Origin of the sequence: Sandaracinus amylolyticus, from assembly GCF_000737325.1 — a bacterium.
In the GTDB taxonomy this organism is placed as follows: domain Bacteria; phylum Myxococcota_A; class Polyangia; order Polyangiales; family Sandaracinaceae; genus Sandaracinus; species Sandaracinus amylolyticus.
In genome coordinates this window covers 4937862-4953230 of the sequence record NZ_CP011125.1, presented here as the reverse complement: position 1 = coordinate 4953230, position 15369 = coordinate 4937862, and the positions used below count along the sequence as shown (strand labels likewise).

Annotated in this window: 13 protein-coding genes and 1 pseudogene; 9 read left to right on the top strand and 5 right to left on the bottom strand. The window is 71.1% G+C overall.

The window, feature by feature from the left end; genetic code table 11:
* The first annotated feature begins 4 nt into the window (after positions 1-4).
* From DB32_RS21050 to DB32_RS21025, 6 genes are all read left to right on the top strand, one after another.
* A complete protein-coding gene (locus DB32_RS21050; protein ID WP_053234441.1) occupies positions 5-598 on the top strand; it encodes an anthranilate synthase component II in 594 nt (197 codons plus the stop codon).
* On the top strand, positions 595-1611 hold the full coding sequence (gene trpD / locus DB32_RS21045; RefSeq protein ID WP_075097577.1) for an anthranilate phosphoribosyltransferase: 1017 nt from the start codon (positions 595-597) through the stop codon (positions 1609-1611). Before DB32_RS21050 ends, trpD begins: the two co-directional genes overlap by 4 nt.
* Positions 1593-2396, top strand: a complete 804-nt coding sequence (locus DB32_RS21040) for an indole-3-glycerol phosphate synthase TrpC (RefSeq protein ID WP_053234440.1) — start codon at positions 1593-1595, stop codon at positions 2394-2396. The genes trpD and DB32_RS21040 overlap by 19 nt, the downstream gene beginning before the upstream one ends.
* Complete coding sequence (locus DB32_RS21035; protein WP_053234439.1) at positions 2396-3466, top strand: NAD-dependent epimerase/dehydratase family protein; 1071 nt, start codon at positions 2396-2398, stop codon at positions 3464-3466. Before DB32_RS21040 ends, DB32_RS21035 begins: the two co-directional genes overlap by 1 nt.
* A 424-nt stretch (positions 3467-3890) precedes the next feature.
* Entirely contained in the window at positions 3891-4877 is a 987-nt protein-coding gene (locus DB32_RS21030) for an IS110 family RNA-guided transposase (RefSeq protein WP_083457575.1), read from the top strand.
* Positions 4878-6433: 1556 nt separating this feature from the next.
* Entirely contained in the window at positions 6434-7147 is a 714-nt protein-coding gene (locus tag DB32_RS21025; protein WP_053234437.1) for an esterase/lipase family protein, read from the top strand.
* Positions 7148-7173: 26 nt separating this feature from the next.
* Here the strand turns inward: DB32_RS21025 and DB32_RS21020 are convergent, their stop codons facing one another.
* From DB32_RS21020 to DB32_RS21010, 3 genes are all read right to left on the bottom strand, one after another.
* Positions 7174-8871: a two-component system sensor histidine kinase NtrB gene (locus DB32_RS21020; RefSeq protein ID WP_053234436.1), complete on the bottom strand. Its 1698-nt coding sequence runs from the start codon at positions 8869-8871 to the stop codon at positions 7174-7176.
* Between the two features lie 22 nt (positions 8872-8893).
* The gene (locus DB32_RS21015; RefSeq protein ID WP_053234435.1) at positions 8894-10105 is read right to left on the bottom strand and encodes a type II secretion system F family protein; all 1212 of its coding nucleotides are present in this window, start codon (positions 10103-10105) and stop codon (positions 8894-8896) included.
* An 82-nt stretch (positions 10106-10187) separates the two neighbouring features.
* A complete protein-coding gene (locus DB32_RS21010) occupies positions 10188-11321 on the bottom strand; it encodes a type IV pilus twitching motility protein PilT (protein ID WP_053238889.1) in 1134 nt (377 codons plus the stop codon).
* A 75-nt stretch (positions 11322-11396) separates the two neighbouring features.
* Between DB32_RS21010 and DB32_RS21005 the strand changes: the two genes are divergently transcribed.
* Positions 11397-12029 carry a YbhB/YbcL family Raf kinase inhibitor-like protein gene (locus tag DB32_RS21005; protein WP_053234434.1) on the top strand — a complete coding sequence of 211 codons (633 nt, stop codon included), beginning with the start codon at positions 11397-11399 and terminating at the stop codon, positions 12027-12029.
* Between the two features lie 22 nt (positions 12030-12051).
* Here DB32_RS21005 and DB32_RS21000 read toward each other — a convergent pair whose 3' ends face one another.
* Entirely contained in the window at positions 12052-12642 is a 591-nt protein-coding gene (locus tag DB32_RS21000) for a hypothetical protein (protein WP_157069244.1), read from the bottom strand.
* A gap of 124 nt (positions 12643-12766) precedes the next feature.
* Between DB32_RS21000 and DB32_RS20995 the strand changes: the two genes are divergently transcribed.
* Both DB32_RS20995 and DB32_RS20990 read left to right on the top strand, forming a co-directional pair.
* Positions 12767-13831 carry a hypothetical protein gene (locus DB32_RS20995; RefSeq protein ID WP_053234432.1) on the top strand — a complete coding sequence of 355 codons (1065 nt, stop codon included), beginning with the start codon at positions 12767-12769 and terminating at the stop codon, positions 13829-13831.
* A gap of 317 nt (positions 13832-14148) precedes the next feature.
* Positions 14149-14553, top strand: a pseudogene (locus tag DB32_RS20990) (DUF488 family protein, N3 subclade); the annotation flags it as partial.
* On the opposite strand, the gene DB32_RS20985 reads toward DB32_RS20990, so the two are convergent.
* Entirely contained in the window at positions 14498-15358 is an 861-nt protein-coding gene (locus tag DB32_RS20985; protein ID WP_053234430.1) for an exodeoxyribonuclease III, read from the bottom strand. The pseudogene DB32_RS20990 and the gene DB32_RS20985 overlap by 56 nt on opposite strands.
* Positions 15359-15369 lie beyond the last annotated feature (11 nt).

Genomic DNA, 15369 nt, shown 5'->3' with positions numbered 1-15369 from the left:
CGCCGTGATCCTGGTGATCGACAACTACGACTCGTTCACGTTCAACCTCGTGCAGTACCTCGGCGAGCTCGGCGCGGCGGTGAAGGTCGTGCGCAACGACGCGATCGATCTCGCGGGGATCCGCGCGCTCGATCCCGAGGGCATCCTGCTCTCGCCCGGTCCGGGCACGCCGGACGAGGCGGGGATCACGCTCGACGTCATCCGGCACCAGTCGGGCGAGCGCCCGATCCTCGGCGTGTGCCTCGGGCACCAGGCGATCGGACAGGCGTTCGGCGGTCGCGTGATCCGCGCGCCGCGCCTCATGCACGGGCGCACCTCGCCGATCCTCCACGCGAGCGAGGGCGTGTTCGAGGGTCTTCCGAGCCCGTTCGAGGCGACCCGCTACCACTCGCTGATCGTCGAGCGCGAGACGCTGCCCGACGTGCTCCGCCCGACCGCGTGGACCGCGGAGGGCGAGCTCATGGGGATGCGCCACCGCGAGCTCGACGTCGAAGGCGTGCAGTTCCACCCCGAGTCGTTCCTGACCGAGCACGGGCACGCGATGCTCGCGAGCTTCCTGCGGCGTCTTCCGAGCGGCGGGAAGAAGGCGGCCGCGTGAGCACCTCGGTGCGCGACGCGCTCGCGCGCGTGCTCGAGGGACGTGCGCTCGACGCCGACGCGATGGAGTCGGCGATGGACGCGATCCTCGCCGGCGAGGCCACGCCGGCGCAGATCGCGGGGCTCGCGATCGCGCTCCGGATGCGCGGCGAGAGCCCGACCGAGCTCGCCGCCGCGGCGCGCGCGATGCGCCGGCGCGTCGTGCCTCCGTCGATCGAGATCGACGGCGTGCTGCTCGACACCTGCGGCACCGGCGGTGACGGCGCGGGCACGTTCAACGTCAGCACGACGTGCGCGGTCGTGGTCGCGGCGTGCGGTGTGCGCGTCGCGAAGCACGGCAATCGCGCGGTGAGCTCGCGCGCCGGCAGCGCGGACGTGCTGGAGGCGCTCGGGGTGCGGGTCGACGCGAGCCCCGAGGTCGTCGCGCGTCACGTGCGCGAGCTCGGCATCGGGTTCCTCTTCGCGCCCGCCTATCACGCCGCGCTGCGGCACGCGGCGGGCGTTCGGCGCGAGCTCGGCGTGCGCACGTTCTTCAACCTGCTCGGCCCGCTCGCGAACCCGGCGAGCGCGACGCACCAGCTCGTCGGCGTCTACGACGCGGCGCGGGTGCGCACGATGGCGGAGGTGCTCGGCCTCCTCGGCGTGCGCGCCGCGTGGGTCGTGCACGGCCACGGCGGGCTCGACGAGATCGCGCCCGAGGGCGCGACGCGCGTGGCGCGTCTCGAGGACGGGCGCGTGGTCGAGGACGAGATCGTCCCGCGCGACTTCGGGCTCGAGGACGCGCCGATCGCCGGCCTCAGCGGCGGCGACGCGCACGACAACGCGCGGCTCGTGCGTGCGGTGCTGAGCGGCGAGCGCGGCGCGCGACGGAGCGCGGTGGTGATCAACGCGGCGGCCGCGCTGATCGTCGCGGGCGCGGAGCGGGATCGGCGTGCGGCGCGCGAGCGCGTCGAGGCCGCGATCGACTCGGGCGCTGCCACGCGGCTGCTCGACGCATGGGTGCACGCGTCGTGACCGATCACCTCTCGGCGATCCTCGACCGCAAGCGCGTCGAGGTGCTGCGCCGCGCGCGACATCCGCAGCCGGCGATCGACGGCTCCACGGATCGCCGATCGCACGCGCTCGCGGCGCTGCGTCGTCCGGCGGGCGCGCCGCCTCGCGTCATCGCGGAGATCAAGCGACGCAGCCCGAGCGCCGGCGTGATCCGCGCGCGAGAGCGCGGCGACGTGATCGCGATCGCGCGCGCCTACGAGGCGAGCGGCGCGGCGGCGGTGAGCGTGCTCGCCGACGGCCCGGGGTTCGGCGGGAGCGTGCTCGACGTGCGGCGCGCGGCGCGGGCCGTCGCGCGTCCGGTGCTGTTCAAGGAGTTCGTGATCGACCCCCGGCAGATCGATCTCGCGCGCGCCGCGGGGGCGAGCCTGGTGCTGCTCCTCGTGCGGGCGCTCACGGGGCGCGACCTCGACGTCATGATCGACGAGGTGCGTCGCCGCGGGATGGAGCCGGTCGTCGAGGCGGCGGACGCGGCCGAGCTCTCTCGCGCGCTTCGCACGAACGCGACGATCGTCGGCGTGAACGCGCGCGATCTGCGCAGCTTCCAGCTCGACGGGGGCGCGGCGGCGAGGGCGCTCCAGGAAGTTCCCAACGACCGCATCGCGGTGTACATGAGCGGCGTGGGAACGAAGGAGGACTTCGCACGCGTGGCCGAGGGCAGGGCGGACGCCGTGCTCATCGGCACGGAGCTCATGCGCGCGCCCGATCCCGGCGCGCGGCTGCGTGAGATCCTGGGAGACCGCGCCTGATGCCGGAGACGCTGCTGGTCACGGGCGCCGCGGGCACCGTCGGCAACTACGTGGTCGGCCTCGCCGAGGCGGCGGGCTACCGCGTGATCGCGAGCGACCTGCACCCGAAGGGCGTCGCGGTTCCAGTGCGCGGCGAGGTGCGCCCCGGCGACATCCGCGACCGTGCGTTCCTCGACAAGCTCGTGAAGGGCGTGGACCACGTGATCCACACCGCCGCGATGCTCGACGTCGGCGCGCCCTTCGAGACGCTCGCCGCGGTGAACTCCGAGGCCGTCGTCGCGCTCTACGACGCGGCGGCGCGCGCGGGCGCGAAGCGGTTCGTCCACGTCTCGACGGCGATGCTCTACGCGCAGGGCCAGGACGGTCCGCTCACCGAGGAGTCGCGCATCCTCCCGCGTGGCCCGCACGGTCGCACCAAGCACGAGGCCGAGCGCGCGCTGCTCGAGCGCTCGGAGCGAGGCGGCCCGGCGTGGACGATCCTCCGCCCGGCGCCGCTCTACGGGCGCCGTGGGCGCCACTACGCCGCGAGCCTGCTCGTGATCGGCCCGGTGCTCCGGCTGCTGACGCCGGTGCTTCCGCGGTGGCGCGGCGGTCCGGTCGCGAACCTCGTGCACGCCGAGGACGTCGCGCGCGCCGGGGTGTTCGTGCTCGGCAAGCGCGAGTGCGAGGGCGAGATCTACAACGTCGCCGACGACGATCGGATGACGCTCGGCGATCGCATCAGCGAGACCTATCGCGCGTACGGGCTGCCGACGGTGCCGGCGGGACAGCTGCCGCGGCCGGTGCTCGATCGCATCGGGCAGTTCTTCCAGCGTGACGCGGCGTACACGGGGCTCGATCGCTCGCTGCTCGCGGCGTGGAAGCTCGTCGTGCTGCGCCACCGCCTCAAGCCCGCGCTGCGCGCGCGGCTCGATCGCGAAGCGCTGACGCTGCTCTACGACGACCTGCCGGTCGACACGGGGAAGCTGCGCGTGCTCGGGTGGAAGCCGCGGTTCCCGACGTTCGTCGAGGGATGGCGCCAAGTGCTGCGCTGGTATCAGGCGGAGCGCTGGGTGCCTCGCTACGCTTGATCGGCAAGGCTTCGGCGAGAGGCGCGAGGGGGTGGGTCCGACGCCCTGGGTGCTCGCGGGCTGCTGTACGAGAGGCAGTGAGCGTCGGGAATCCGTGGTCGCGTCGCGGCGCGCGCTTCGCGCTCTGCCGCGACGCTTCGATCAGTCTGTGGTCGGCCTCGGCGAGCCCCCGTCGCACGGGGGCGTCGGACCCACCCCCTCGCGCCCGGCACCGCGGTTCTGCCGCCTCGCTCGGTTCGGGTGAGATGGCTCGCGACGGGTCCGCGCTTCGCCGCGGCCCAGGCGCTCGCGATCCGGGCTCTGCTTAGAAGGGATGAAGTGGCGGTCCACCTGCCCTCGCCCTGGCGCTGGATGAGCACGCGACGGTTCGTCGTGAGAGGGGCCGGTCTCCTCGCGTGCGTGGTCGGGCTTTCGCTCGCCACAAATGAGTGCGCGGTCCTGTCGGCCGCAGAGGAGGAGACCGGCCGTGGAGCATGTTGGGCTCGATCTGGGCGCGAAGCGAACGCACGTCGTGAGGATGGCAGCGAGCGGTCAGGTGACCGCGCGGCTCCAAGTGCCGACGAGAGACCTGCCGGACTGGCTGCGGAGACTGCCGCGCAGTCGCGTCGTGATGGAGGCGTGCACGCAGAGCCCCGCGATTGCACGAGCGTCGCAGGCGGCGAATCACGAGACGGTCGTCGTCCCCGGTCAGCTCGTGCGTGCGCTCGGGGTCGGAGCGCGCGGCATCAAGACGGACGACCGCGACGCGGAAGTCCTCGCGCGTGCGTCGGTGCGCAGCGAGGAGCTCCCGAGCGTGCATCTGAGGACCGACGTCGCGCGATCGCGCAAGCAGCTGGTGTCCGCCAGAGCGGTGCTCGTGAAATCGCGGACGCAGCTCTCGCTCTTCATCAAGACGTGGCTGCGAGGGCAGCTCCTGAACATCGAGAGCCGAGCGTCATCGCCGAAGTTCCCCGAGGCGGTCAGGCGTCTGGCGCTCGACCACGTCGGTGGGCTGCCGATGGAGCTCGAGGTTCTGCTGACCAGTTACGAGAGCCTGACGGAGCAGATCCACAAGCTCGACGAAGAGCTCGAGCAGCTCGCGGAGCAGGACCCGATTTCGAAGCTGCTGATGACGATGCCGGGGATCGGCGCGATCGCAGCGACGATGTTCGCGGCGCACGTCGACGACGTGTCGCGGTTCGAATCGGGCGAGCAGCTCGCGAGCTATCTGGGCCTGGTGCCTGGCGAAGCGACGACGGGCGGCAAAGTCGTGCGCACCTCGACGATCAAAGCGGGACCGAAGCAGCTGCGCTCGCAGATGGTGCAGAGCGCGTGGACGCTCCGGCGAGTGCGGCCGAACGACCCGATCGTGCTCTGGGCGCGTCGCTCGAGGACAAGCGCGGCAAACGCATCGCGCTCGCGAGGAAGATGACGAACGTGCTCTACGCGATGTGGAAGGCGAAGAGGCCGTACGACCCGTCGCGAGCGTCGGAGGCCAGAGCGTCCGACGAGAGCTGAAGAACGATTTCGAGCTCTCGACCGAGAGCTCCGAACAGAGTCCGTTCCGAACTTCGGTTCGCAGCGGCGCTCCAAAGGCGATGACCGCGACGAGTGCGATGAGCCAGCAGGGGCGACCCTGTCTGCAACTCGTTGCTTATGAATGCGGCTCGCCCGCGGATCCCCTCCTGCGCCACCAGAGCGCGAATAGTCGAATGCAGCAGCGCGCGGCGATCGGAGACCGGAACGTGATCGAAGCAGAGCGGCTCGAGGAGACCGAGCTCGCAGGCAGCGGTGTGCCGTTGACGGGCAGGCCACTTCATAGTCGCAGGCGAGGACACGCGCGGAGCGCGGGGCCGCGCCGGTGGTGTCGCGGGGAGGCGAGGACACGCGCGAAGCGCGGGGCCGCGCCGGTGGTGTCGCGGGGAGGCGAGGACACGCGCGGAGCGCGGGTTCACGCCGGTGGTGTTCGGGGAGGCGAGGACACGCGCGAAGCGCGGGGCCGCGCCGGTGGTGTCGTGGGAAGGCGAGGACACGCGCGGAGCGCGGGTTCGCGCCGGTGGTGTTCGGGGAGGCAGGACACGCGCGAAGCGCGGGGCCGCGCCGGTGGTGTCGTGGGAAGGCGAGGACACGCGCGGAACGCGGGGCCGCGCCGGTGGTGTTCGGGGAGGCGAGGACACGCGCGAAGCGCGGGGCCGCGCCGGTGCTGTCGCGGGGAGGCGAGGACACGCGCGAAGCGCGGGGCCGCGCCGAACGCTCTCCGTCGGACTGGAGCAAACATGCGCGTCGAATTCTGCGAAGAGCCCGTCGTCGGTGCCGTCGCGCGGCGTGCTCTGCGGGCCCAACTGCGACTGAGCGCCGCCGGGACAGCCGTCGCGCTTCTGGCGCACGCACGGGGCGAGCGGGCAGCACATGTGGAGCCTTGCGGATCGGGAGCTTGGTGAAGCTGTCGGATCCGTAAGGTTGCGGGTCGAGAGCTTGGTGAAGCTGTGGATCCGTAAGGTTGCGGGTCGAGAGCTTGGTAAAGCTGTTGGATCCGTAAGGTTACGGATCGAGAGCTTGGTGAAGCTGTTGGATCCGTAAGGTTGCGGATCGAGAGCTTGGTGGAGCTGTCGGATCCGTAAGGTTACGGGTTGGACCATCCCGGAGGGTGGTCGGATCCGTAAGGTTGCGGTTGGACCATCCCGGAGGGTGGTGAGATCCGTAAGCGTTGCGGTTGGACCATCCCGGAGGGTGGTAGATCCGTGAGCGTTGCGGTTGGACCATCCCGGAGGGTGGTAGATCCGTAAGCGTTGCGGTTGGACCATCCCGGAGGGTGGTGTGCGCCGCGAGCGGCGCCGTGCCTCGGCGTGCTCCGTCCTTGGGGGCACTCGCGCCGCGGTCTGACCCCGCGAGCCCCGTGCTCGTGCACGTGCTCGTCCCGCGTGCTCGTCCTCGTGCCACCTGCACGTGCTCGGCCTTCCTACCCGCCACGCGCTACGCTTCCTCCAAATGCCCCCCGCCGCGGCCCGCTCCCTCCTCAGCCACGCCGTCGAGCTCGGCCGCGAGGTGCGCGCCGTCGCGCGGCAAGGCCAGCTCATCGCCGCCGCCCGCAACCGCGCGACACCCACGATCCCCGGCGAGCGCGTCGTCATCTTCGTCCACGGCTTCATGGCCGCGGGGCCCGTGTTCGATCCCATGCGCGCCTTCGTCGAGCAGCGCGCGCCCGTCGGCACGATCGACATCACCTACGGCCCGCTCGAGCGCTTCGACCGCGCCGTCGATCGCCTCGCCTCCATCGTCGATCGCGTCGCCGAAGGACGCCGCGTCGACATCGTCGGGCACTCGCTCGGCGGCATCGTCGCGCGCTGGTATCTCCAAGAGCGCGGCGGCGCGACGCACGTCGATCGCCTCGTCACGCTCGCGAGCCCCCACGCCGGTACCCGCGCCGCGCGCGTCGCGATGGGGCCGCTCGTCGCGGGCTCGCTGCTCGAGGCGATCCGCCCCGACAGCCACGTCATCCGCATGCTCCGCGAAGGCCGCGCGCGCGCCTCGCGCGTCCTCCACACCGCCGTCGTCGCCGGCCTCGATCGCATGGTCACACCGCCCGAGAGCGCCGCGTCGATCGACGACGCGACCATCCACTGGCTCGACGACGTCGGTCACAACGAGATGCTCTTCGAGCCGCGCGCCTTCGCGCACGTGCACGACGGCCTGACGCGCTGAGCCGACTTCTCCCGCTCGTCGCCACGTCAGGCTTCGAGCGCGCTCGGCTGCTCGATCGCGCCGTGGCTCCCGCTCGTCCGCGCGCCACGTCGCGGCAGCACCACGCGGAAGCGCGCGCCCGCGCCGGGTCGGCTCTCGACGCGCACCTGCCCGCCGTGCGCCTCGACGATCTGCTTCACCAGCGCGAGCCCCAGCCCCACGCCGTGGCGGCGCTTCGTGAAGAACATATCGAAGACCTTCTCGAGGTCCTCCGCCGCGATCCCCGCGCCTCGGTCCTCGACCTCCAGCGAGACCGAGCCGTCCTCCAGCGCGCGCACCCGCACCGTCACCACCGCGCCGCGCGGCGAGTACTGCATCGCGTTCTTCACGAGGTTCCACAGCACCTGACGCAGCTGCGCCGGGTCCGCGTGCGCGTGCACGTCCTCGTCCGCCTCGAGCCGCACCTCGACGCCCGCGCTGCGCGTCGGCCCGCGCCGCGCGACCTCGATCACCTCGCCCGCGAGCGAGCGCAGATCGACGTCGATGCGATCCGGCGTCACCGGCCTTCCGACGTCGAGCATCGTCGTCACCAGCTCGTTCAGGCGCTCGACCTCCCCGAGCACCATGCCGAGCAGCCGGCGATCCTCCTCACCGAGCTCCTGCGCGTCGCGCACCAGCTCGACCGATCCCGAGATCGATCCCAGCGGGTTCCGGATCTCGTGCGCGAGCCCGGCCGCGAGCTGCCCGAGCACCGCGAGACGCTCCGCCTTCTCGGCCTTCGCGCGCAGCTGCGCGATCTCGGTGAGGTCCTGGAAGAGCACGAGCGTCCCGTGCTGCGTTCCGTCGGCGCCGACGAGCGGCGTGCGCGTGAAGCCCACGGGCAGCTCGCTCCCGTCGGGGCGCGTCGCGAACGACTCGCCGCGCTCGCCCTGACGAGCCGGCGAGCTCATCGGCGTCGCGGAGATGCGCGGCAGGATCTCGGCGACCGGCGTGCCGACCAGCGCGTCCGTGCTGGTCCCGAGGATGCGCGCGCCCGCGTCGTTGATCGATCGGATGCGCCCATCGAGATCCGTCGTGATCAGCCCCGAGCCGAGCGAGCGCACGATGTCCTCGGTGAGCCGCGCGTACTCCGCGGCGCTCGCGGTCGCGATCCGCAGCTCGCCGCCGGTGCGGCGCAGGCGCGCGCTCAGCACGTTCGCGAGCAGCCCCACGAGGAAGAGCCCGACCACGTTGCGCAGCAGCGCGATGCTGAGCTCGGTGGGCGCGAGCGTCGCCATCGCCCCGCTGGGATCGGGAAGCCATCCCGTCGGCAGCGCGATGCCGATCGACACGTAGAGCACGCCCGCGAGGCCCGCCGTCGCGGCGACCTGGCTCGGCCCGGCGACCAGCGCGGAGAGCAGGATCACGACGCCGTAGAGGAAGCTGAACGAGCTCACCGCGCCGCCGGTGAGCCACACGAGCGCGCTCGCGATCGCGAGGTCGACCGCGAGCTGCGCGGTGACGAGCCCGCGCACGCTGCGCCGCCACTGCATCCACAGCAGCGAGCCGAGCGACGTCGCGTAGACGGCGACCACGAGCCACGTCAGCGCCGACGCGCCGAGGTCGGCGCCGCCGAGCGCGACCGTGCCCCCGAGCAGCACCGTCGCGACGACCAGGCGCCCTCCGACGAGCCACGGGATGCGTCGCTGCGTGATCGCGTCGTCGTCGGCGATCGTCGCGACCGGCGGCGCCGGTGCGATGCTCATGCGCCGCTCGGCACGCCGGTCACTAGTGCCCCTGCACCTTCCCGGCGATGTCGAAGATCGGCATGTACATCGCGATCAGCATGAAGCCGACCATGCCGCCGATGACGACCATCATGATCGGCTCGAGCAGCGAGGTGAGCGCGGCGACCGCGACGTCGACTTCCTCTTCGTAGAAGTCGGCGATCTTGTTGAGCATCTGATCGAGCGCGCCGGTCTGCTCGCCGACGCCGATCATCTGCACGACCATCGGCGGGAAGACCTTCGTCTCCATCAGCGGCTCGGCCATCGTGCGGCCCTCGCGGATGCGATCCGAGGTGTTCTTGATCGCCGCCTCGACGATCACGTTGCCCGACGCCTTCGCGACGATGTCGAGCGCCTCGAGGATCGGCACGCCCGACGCGAGCAGCGTCCCGAGCGTGCGCGTGAAGCGCGACACCGCGATCTTGCGCATCACGGGCCCGAGCACCGGCACCTCGAGCAGGAAGCGATGCCAGAAGCGCTTCCCGCCCGGCGTCCGGTAGCTGTACGAGATGCCCGCGATCAGCGCGAAGAGCCCGCCGAAGATGAAGAAGAAGTTCCCGACGAAGAACTCCGACATGTCGATGACGAGCTGCGTCGGCCCCGGCAGGTCTCCGTCGTCGCCGAAGTCGGCGAACATCGACTGGAAGCTCGGGATCACCCACGTGAGCAGCACGGTGAGCACGCCGCCCGCGATCACCATGACGGAGCTCGGATAGACGAGCGCGCTGCGCACCTGGCGCTTCAGCTTGACGCGCTTCTCGATGTAGACCGCGAGGCGGCCGAGGATCGTGTCGAGGATGCCGCCGACCTCGCCGGCCTGGACGAGGTTCACGAAGAGCTCGTCGAAGACCTTCGGGTGGCGCCGCAGCGAGTCGGAGAACGTCGCGCCCTGCTCGACGTTCGCCTTCACGTCCTTGAGGATCCGGTTGAACGCCTTGTTGTCGCCCTGCGCCGAGAGGATGTCGAGGCACTGCACGAGCGGGAGGCCCGCGTCGATCATCGTCGCGAACTGACGGATGAAGACGACGAGCTCCTTCTCGGAGACCGGCGCGCCGAGCGTGATGTTGATGTCGCGCGGCTTCTTGCGGACGCGCGTCGGCGTGAGGTTCTGGGTCTTGAGGCGATCCTGGACGGCGGCTTCGGTCGCCGCCTCCATGATGCCCTTGCGCACTTCGCCGGTGCGCGTGCGCGCCTCCCAGACCCACTCCTGCATGCCGTCGCGATGCTACAGGCGCGCGCCCGAGAACGTCAAAATCGACTTGGAATTCCAGCCCGATCGGACAGGCCGCCCGAGCTCAGCGTCGCGCCGCTCCGGCGGGCACGACCGGCGAGCGACCTTCGATCATCGCCTGGAGCTCCGCGGGCTCGCTCGAGTAGCCCATCGCGTCCTCGATCGTGATCATGCGGCGCTGGTAGAGCGAGTAGAGCGTCTGGTTCATCGTCTGCATCCCGCTCTTCCCCTGGCCCATCTGCATCTGCGAGTACATCTGGTGGACCTTGTCCTCGCGGATGAGGTTCCGGATCGCGGCGTTGGGGATCATCACCTCGCACGCCATGACGCGACCGGGCCCGTCGGCGCGCGGGAGCAGCAGCTGCGTCATCACGCCCTGCAGCACGAACGAGAGCTGCGCGCGGATCTGCGACTGCTGGTGCGCGGGGAACACGTCGATGATGCGGTTGATCGACGAGATCGCGCTGTTCGTGTGCAGCGTCGCGAACACCAAGTGACCGGTCTCGCTGATCGTGAGCGCCGCCTCGATCGTCTCGAGGTCGCGCATCTCGCCGACGAGCACGACGTCGGGATCCTGGCGGAGGATGTACTTGAGCGCGTCCTTGAAGCCCTTGGTGTCCGCGCCGACCTCGCGCTGGTTCACCACGCAGAGCTTCGAGAAGTGCTCGAACTCGATCGGGTCCTCGACCGTGATGATGTGCTGGCGCGTCTCGCGGTTGATCTTGTCGATGATCGACGCGAGCGTCGTGCTCTTGCCCGAGCCGGTCGGGCCGGTGACGAGCACGAGGCCGCGCGGCAGCGACGCGAGATCGGCGATCACCGGCGGCAGGCCGAGCTCGTCGAAGCTGCGGATCTTGTGGGGGATCGCGCGGAACGCGGCGGCGACCGCGCCGCGCTGCATGAAGACGTTGCCGCGGAAGCGCGACACGCCGCGCACGCCGAACGAGAAGTCGAGCTCCCAGGTCTTCTCGAACTTGATCTTCTGCTCTTCGCTGAGCGCCGAGTAGACGAGCTGCTTCGTGTCCTCGGCGCGCAGCGGCGGCATCTTGAGGGGCACGAGGCTGCCGTCGATGCGGAACTGCGGCGGCGTGTCCTTCGTGATGTGCAGGTCCGACGCACCGCGATCGATCATCGCGCGCAGGAGCTGGATCAACGTGACCTGGAGCGGCGCGTTCGCGTCCGACGGAGGCGGCTGCATCTCGTCCGCGATCATACACGGGTTGCGAGGACGCCCGGGTTCGTGTGATGGGTCGTGCGACAGGAGGAACACACGATGGAGCTCCGCAGCGACAGCTTCGCCGATGGCGCGGCGATCCCGACGAAGAACGCGTTCGGTCGGTTCCACCCCGAGACCCACGTCGAGCTCAGCGAGAACCTGAGCCCACACCTCGCGTGGAGCGGCGTGCCCGAGGGGACGAAGTCGTTCGCGATCCTCTGCACCGACAGCGAGGTGCCGAGCCGCGGCGACGACGTGAACCAAGACGGTCGCACCGTGCCGCTCGACCTGCCGCGCGTGGAGTTCGTGCACCTCGCGCTCGTCGATCTGCCCGCGAGCGTGCGCGAGCTCGGAGAGGGCGCGCTGAGCAAGGGCGTGACGGTGCACGGCAAGGGCACGCTCGGCGTGCACGGCAGCAAGCAGGGCCTCAACGACTACACCGGGTGGTTCGCGGGCGACCCGCACATGAAGGGCGACTACCACGGCTACGACGGGCCCTGTCCGCCGTGGAACGACGAGCGCCTCCACGTCTACACGTTCACGGTGCTCGCGCTCGACGTCGCGTCGTTGGGCGTCGAGGGATCGTTCACGATCGCCGACGCGCGCGACGCGATGAAGGGGCACGTGCTCGCGAAGGCGTCGCTCACCGGGACGTACGCGATCTACCCGAAAGCGGTGCGCGCGAAGTGATCACCCGCTGCGCTACGCGCTCTCACTTGGGCGCGTAGCGCAGCTCGAACCGGCAGCGCGGCGCGCCCTCGGAGATGCACGCAGTGCGCGTCGCGGCGGCGACGCGATGGCCATTCATGCCGTCGCTGATCGCGAGGATCGTCCCGAGCAGCGTCATGCACAGCAGCGGGCCGTGGCCCGCCCAGTCGCTGCGCTCGACCACGAGCACGCCGCGCGCTTCGTCGTACGCGCCCTCGACGTGGCCCGAGTCGTACGCCTGCTGCCAGATCGAGTCGAAGTGCTTCGCGACGCGCTGCGGCGTCGCGAAGAGGCTCATCACGGTCCGGCCCACGGTGCCCGCGGCCTCGCTGACGACGCTCCCGCCGAGCGAGCGCGCGTAGTCGAGCGGATCGCGTCCGAGCATCTGCGCAGGGCGCGAGATGAGCTCCTCGATCCCGGCGACCGGATACCACTGCGTCGCGACGAAGCGCTCGCGCAGGATGCGCGCCACGTCGGGCGATCCCTCCTCGAGCAAGCGCGCGTGCTGCGCGGGCGAGAGGTCGCGCTTGAGCGCCTTGCGCACCGCGCTGCCCATCTTGCCCTTGAAGAGGGCGCCCCGTTCCCCAGCGTCCACGATCGCGATTCTGCCATCTCGGGAGATGCAAGCGAGCCGCGTGAGGAGCCGCTCGGATCGGCTCTTGACCCGTCGGTAGAATCAATGACCATCGGGTCACCATTCTTGGCGATGGGGGTGCGGCATGCGCGGACGATGGGCGGTCGCGTGTCTGGTGGGGGCGGTGCTCGGGGGCTGCGACGAGGCGGGCGAGGCGCCGGGCGATGCGTCGGCACAGGGCGACGCGGGCGCGATGCACGACGCGGGGCCGCGTCCGCCGTACGTCGGCGAGCACACGTTCCCGGCGATCGAGCTCGAGGCGTACGGCGAGGTGCTCAGCCTCTGTCAGAGCTGGACGCTGAACAATCCGACCGAGCTCTGGGTGCACGCGGTCGAGATGAGCGCGGGCCCGGGCTGGCACCACTCGAACTGGATGTACGTGCCGGAGCCCGCGTACGACGGCGGCGACGGCACGTGGCGCTGCAGCGAGCGCAGCTTCAACGAGGTCGCGGCGAGCGCGCGCGGCGGTGGTGTCTTCTTCGCGCAGTCGACGCAGTCGACGGCGGAGACGCAGCAGTTCCCCGCGGGGGCGGCGTATCGCATCCCGCCGTGGAGCCGGATCGTCGGCTCGGTGCACGTCATCAACCCGACGCCCGACGCGCTCTCGAGCGCGCTCACGTTCCGCATCACCACGATCGAGCCGGGCGAGGTGACGACACGCCTGCGCCCGCTCGCGATCGACAACCGCGGCATCGAGCTCGCGCCGCGCAGCGAGACGAGCGTGCGCACGGAGTGCAACCTGCGGCAGGCGCATCGTCGCGAGCTCGACTTCTCGGTGCACTACGTGCTGCCGCACTACCACGGGTACGCGGACGGGATGCGCATCGAGATCTTCGGCGGGCCGCGCGACGGCGAGGTCGTGTTCGAGACGATGGGCGGCATCGGGAACGCGCTGGGCGCGCTGCTCGATCCGCCGGTGGATCTCGCCGGCGCCGAGGGACTGCGGACGATCTGCGGCTATCGCAACGAGGGCACCGAGACGATCACGTGGGGCCCGCTCGCGAGCGACGAGATGTGCACGATGCTCGCGTACACCGATGCGGATCGGCAGTTCGGCGCGCTCGCGGACGACATCGTGACGCGCACGCCGATCGAAGGCGGAGAGCTGCAGGAGTCGCGCTGCGCGGTGATCGCGATCGACGACCGCTGAGGCGCGGTCCGGATTGCGGGCTCGACAGGAGTGCTCGCGAAGCACTCGGCGGACGGGAGTGCCCGGGCACGGACGGGAGCCGGGTGCGCAGCGAGCCGTTGAAATGCGGGCTCGACAGGAGTGCTCGCGAAGCGACCCGGCGGACGGGAGTGCCCGTGACGGGCACGGACGGGAGCCGGGTGCGCAGCGAGCCGTTGAAATGCGGGCTCGACAGGAGTGCTCGCGAAGCAGCCGGCGGACGGGAGTGCCCGCCTCGGGCACGGACGGGAGCCGGGTGCGCAGCGAGCCGTTGAAAGTGCGGACTCGACACGGCGCGCGGCGCGCGCGATCGATCGCGCGTGCTCGCCCGCTACACCATGGCCCGGGGCGTCCCGGCCTCGAAGCTGCCGAAGGGCATCCGCCAGGACACGCGCAAGCACACGAAGCACGTGCTGCGTCCGACTCCCGAGCTCGTCGCGTCGGTGATCGGCGAGGACGACGCCGCGGCCTGGCGCGAGTTCGCGAAGCGCTACCGCGCGCTCCTCGAGCAGCGCTTCGGCGAGGATCGCGCGCCCTTCGATCAGCTCGCGGAGCTCGCGCGATCGGAGGACGTGCTGCTCGGGTGCAGCTGTCCGAGCGCCGCGAACCCCGACGTCACGCGCTGCCACACGACGCACGCGCTCGCGTTCATGAAGAAGCACTACCCCGACCTCGACGTGCGGATGCCGGCGGGCGGAGCGTGACGACGATCGGCGCGTGATCGCTGCGACCGCGCGCGTCCTCGAGGATCGACGCAGCGGTGACGCGCGGCACGAGCTCGCGGGACACGAGCGCGAAGTCGACGCGCGCCGCATCGAGGAGCCTGCCGCGCGCGCGCCACGTGTATGCGCGCTCGTCGGGATGGAGCGCGCGGAACACGTCGACGAGGCCGAGCGCATCGACGAAGCGCTCGTGGAGCTCGCGACGCGCGGTGGCGTGCGGCTCCTCGGTGCGGAGCCGCGGCGTGACGTCGATGCGCGCCTGCGAGACGTTCCAGTCGCCGATCGCGATGATCGCGAGGCCGCGCGCCTGAAGCGCCGCGAGCTCCTCGCCGAGCAGGCGCTGCACGTCGCGCTTCCACGCGTGGCGATCGCCGACGACGAGCCCTTCGCGGACGTAGGGCTTGGACGTCCCGTTCACGCCGTAGACGTCGGCGACCGCGATGCCGCGCGCCGGGAGCTCGGTGATCACGACGCGGCCTTCGAGGTCCCACTCCGGCGTGCGCGCGACGACACGACCGCAGCGACGCGCGACGTAGGTCGCGACGCCGTACGTGCGACCGCCCCGGAACGACGCGTTCACGCGATCGCGATTCAGCGACGCGTGGCAGTCGTAGCCGGACAGGGCGTTCCGCATCCGCGTGATCGCGGGCGCGTCGTCGTCCCGGATCCGCACCTCCTGCAGGCACAGGATCTCGGGGCGACCGAGCGCGTCGACGAGCGCGGGGAGATCGTCGACGACGCGCGCCAGGCCGTCGACGTTCCACGACACGATCGACCACGAGGTCACGATCGCGCCAC

Coding starts and splice junctions, on each gene's coding strand:
- DB32_RS20995 (WP_053234432.1), top strand. CDS start 12,767: ATGCGCGGACGATGGGCGGTCGCGTGTCTGGTGGGGGCGGTGCTCGGG.
- DB32_RS21020 (WP_053234436.1), bottom strand. CDS start 8,871: ATGAGCATCGCACCGGCGCCGCCGGTCGCGACGATCGCCGACGACGAC.
- DB32_RS21025 (WP_053234437.1), top strand. CDS start 6,434: ATGCCCCCCGCCGCGGCCCGCTCCCTCCTCAGCCACGCCGTCGAGCTC.
- DB32_RS21010 (WP_053238889.1), bottom strand. CDS start 11,321: ATGCAGCCGCCTCCGTCGGACGCGAACGCGCCGCTCCAGGTCACGTTG.
- DB32_RS21040 (WP_053234440.1), top strand. CDS start 1,593: ATGGGTGCACGCGTCGTGACCGATCACCTCTCGGCGATCCTCGACCGC.
- DB32_RS21005 (WP_053234434.1), top strand. CDS start 11,397: ATGGAGCTCCGCAGCGACAGCTTCGCCGATGGCGCGGCGATCCCGACG.
- DB32_RS21030 (WP_083457575.1), top strand. CDS start 3,891: ATGAGTGCGCGGTCCTGTCGGCCGCAGAGGAGGAGACCGGCCGTGGAG.
- DB32_RS21015 (WP_053234435.1), bottom strand. CDS start 10,105: ATGCAGGAGTGGGTCTGGGAGGCGCGCACGCGCACCGGCGAAGTGCGC.
- DB32_RS21035 (WP_053234439.1), top strand. CDS start 2,396: ATGCCGGAGACGCTGCTGGTCACGGGCGCCGCGGGCACCGTCGGCAAC.